The sequence below is a fragment of the Pseudomonas sp. NFACC43 genome, from assembly GCF_900119645.1.
GTDB lineage: Bacteria > Pseudomonadota > Gammaproteobacteria > Pseudomonadales > Pseudomonadaceae > Aquipseudomonas.
This window is the reverse complement of sequence record NZ_FPKK01000038.1, coordinates 1-3,443: the sequence shown is the minus strand read 5'-3', so window position 1 is coordinate 3,443 and position 3,443 is coordinate 1. Positions and strand designations below refer to the sequence as shown.

The following is a 3,443-nucleotide window of genomic DNA, read 5'->3' as shown; positions in this document are numbered from 1 at the left end:
GGCTGGGCCGGCCCGAAGTCGGTGGCGGTGCGGTTGAAGTCGCGCAGCAGCAACTGGCGCTCGTCGTCGGGCAGCACGTCCAGGCTGCTGGCGAGACGCTCGGGGGCTTGCTCCAGGGCCTGCACCAGGGCGGCGACGGCCTGGCCCAGGTAGGCGGCGATGCGGTGCGGGTCGATTCCGGTGATGGCTTGGGCCGTCACCGAGAAGTCGTCTCCTTCATCGGCCACCGCCACTTCGATCGGATAGTTGGTACGGGCTTCGTTGCTCAGGAAGCGTACGCCGTCCCAGGCCAGCACCTGGCCTTCGTTGGCCAGCGAGCCGCCATCGGTCTGGTGCCGGTAATTGAGCAGGGTGGTGAACAGCGGCAGGCCGGGGCCGACGCCGCTGCAACGCTGGGCCAGGGCCAGGGACGCCTGCTCATGGGACAGCAGTTCGCTGAGGTCGCGATAGGTTTCGTCCACCAGCGCGCCGACCCCCGACCCGGCCAGTCGCACCCGCACCGGCAAGGTGTTGATGAACACGCCCAGCGCCCGGTCGGCGCCCCGGGAGCCTTGCAGGCGTCCGGCGACCACGGTGCCGAACACCACATCGTCGCGGTCGGTGCAGCGCCCGAGCACCTGGGCCCAGGCGATGTGAAACAGCACCGCCGGCGTCACGCCGGCGCTGCGCGAGCAGGCGCGGATGCGCTGGCTCAGGGCTGGATCCAGGCGCACGCTGGTTTCCGTCACCTGGCTGCCGTCGCCCTGGACATCCAGGACGCCGAAGGGGGCGGTGGGCTCGTCGACGCTGCCCAGGCGCTGGCTGAAATAGGCTTCATGGACCTGGGGCGGGGTCGCCAGGATCTGCGCGACGAACTCCCGATAGGGCATCGGTGCCGGCAGCTCGGCGCCCCGGCCTTGCACCAGGGCCTGGACTTCTTCGAGCACGATCCCCAAAGACACGTGATCGCTGATCATGTGGTGGTCCAGCAGGCTCAGCCACCAGCGTTCGGAGTGCGGGTCCCGGGCGATGCAGGCGCGCATCAACGGCGCCTGTTGCAAGTCCAGGCGCAGGTGGCGCGGGTCGCTCAAGCGCTCCAGCTGAGCGCGCGGGTCTTCATCGCCAGCCAGGGTGACAAGCTGCACCGGCAACGTTGCCTGACGTTGCACCACCTGCACCGCCTGCGGCTGGCCGACCCAGTGCACGGCGCTGCGCAGAATGTCGTGGCGATCGATCACCTGCTGCAAGGCGTCGATAAAGGCATCGAGACGCGCGCGATCGTCGAACTCGATCATCGAGCGCACCAGATACGCATCCCCTTCGTGCCCCAGCAGGTGATGGAACAGGATGCCTTGCTGCAACGGCGCCAGGGGGTAGATGTCCTGGACATTGGCGGCGCCGCCGGGCACGCCGGCGACGATGCGTTCGAGCTGGGCCGGGGTCAGTTCCACCAGCGACAGCATGTCTGGCGTCAGGGCGCTGCAGTCGGCCGCAATGCGGTTGGCTGGCGCCAGGAACGGGGTTTCATCGCTGCGGCCCAGGGCCTGGGCCATCTCCCGCAGGCTGGGCGCGGTGAACACGGTGCGTACCGACGCATTCAGGCCATGCTGGCGCAAGCGGTCGATGAGGCTGACCGCCATCAGCGAATGCCCGCCGAGCTCGAAGAAACGGTCATGGCGTCCGACCTGTTCAAGGCCCAGCAGTTCTTGCCAGACCGTGGCCAGCAGTTGTTCGATCTCGCCCCGCGGCGCCTCGTAGGCCCGGCTGGCGAATGCTTCCTGGCCCGGGGCCGGAAGCGCGCGACGGTCGAGCTTGCCATTGGGCGTCAAGGGCATGGCTTCGAGCTGCACGAAGGCGCTGGGCACCATGTAGTCGGGCAGCACCGCCAGCAGCGCGGCGCGCAATTGCTCCACCGGCACTGGCTCGCCACACAGGTAGGCGACCAGGCGCTTGCTGTCGGATTGGCCCGGTCTGCTTTCCTGGGCCACCACCACGGCCTCGCGCACGCCGGGGCGACCGGCGAGGACGGCCTCGATCTCTCCCAGTTCCACGCGGAAACCGCGGATCTTCACCTGGTCGTCGTTGCGACCCAGGTACTGGAGGGTGCCGTCGGCGCACCAGCGACCCAGGTCACCGGTCTTGTACAGGCGTGCCTGGGGATCGGTGGTGAACGGGTCGGCGATGAACCGTTCGGCGGTCAATGCCTGGCGGTTGAGGTAGCCACGGGCGACGCCGACGCCGCCGATATGGATTTCCCCGGCGACTCCCAGGGGGGCCAGGTTGCCGGCGCCGTCCAGCACATGCAGCTGGGTATTGCGCAGCGGCTTGCCGATGGAACGGAAGTCGTCCCGGTCACTTTCCATGCGGCGGATCGAGGCGTTCACGGTGGCCTCGGTTGGGCCATAGGCGTTGTACAGCGCCGGACGATGGCCGCTGCGGGCGAACCACTGGCTCACCGCCTGTTTACTCACCGCTTCACCACCGATCATGAACTGCCGCAGGCAGGTGGGCAGGGCCACATGGGCATCCCGGCTCACCTGTTGCCAGAACACGGTGGGCAGGTTGGCGACAGTGATCGCGTACTGCTCGCACAAGGTGGCGAAAGCCGCGGTGCCGGCGATCCAGGCATCGCTGCGCAGCACCAGGGTGGCTCCGGACAGCAAGGCGCCGAAGATTTCTTCCACGGACATGTCGAAGGTCATGGTGGCGAACTGCAGGATGCGGTCCCGGGCATCGAGGCTGTAGCGTTCCTGCAAGGCGCCGATCTGGTTGCACAGCGAGCGGTGCTCGAGCATCACGCCTTTCGGTTTGCCGGTAGAACCGGAGGTGTACATGACGTAGGCCAGGTGGCGGGAGGTCAGGCCCTCGATGCGAGGATTGCCGGCGTCGCCGTCAGCCGTGTCGTCCAGCAGCAGCCGGGGCAGTCGCAGCGCCGGCAGTTGCTCGCCCATGGCATTCACCAGGGCAGCCTGGGTGAGCAGTACCCGGGGCGCACTGTCGTCGAGCATGTGTTGCAGGCGATCCTGCGGGTAGTTCGGGTCCAGCGGCACGTAGGCGCCGCCCGCCTTGAGGATCCCCAGCATGCCGACGATCATTTCCAGGCTGCGTTCCACCAGCAGTGCGACACGCTCATCCGGACGCACGCCCGCGGCAATCAGCCGATGCGCGATGCGGTTGGCCCGGGCATTGAGCTCGGCATAGCTGAGGCTGGCCTCTTCGGCCTGCACGGCAATGGCATCGGGATGCGCTTGCACATGCTGCTCGAACCATTCGTGGACCAGGCGGCCCTCGGGAAAGGGCACATGCGTCCGGTTGAAGTCACCGAGCAACTGGCGACGTTGTGGATTGCTCAGCAGCGGCAAGGTCGCCACTGGCTGGGTGGCATCCTCCAGCATGGCATCGAGCAGTTGCAGCAGATGCTGGCCCCAACGGGCGATGGTGCTTTCATCGAACAGGTCGGTGGC

At 67.6% G+C, this 3,443-nt stretch carries 1 protein-coding gene; it reads right to left on the bottom strand.

The annotated features are described in order from the left end of the window. Positions 1-3,443, bottom strand: a 3,443-nt coding sequence (locus tag BT179_RS26200) for a non-ribosomal peptide synthetase (protein ID WP_143148745.1), incomplete at both ends; no start/stop codon positions are given.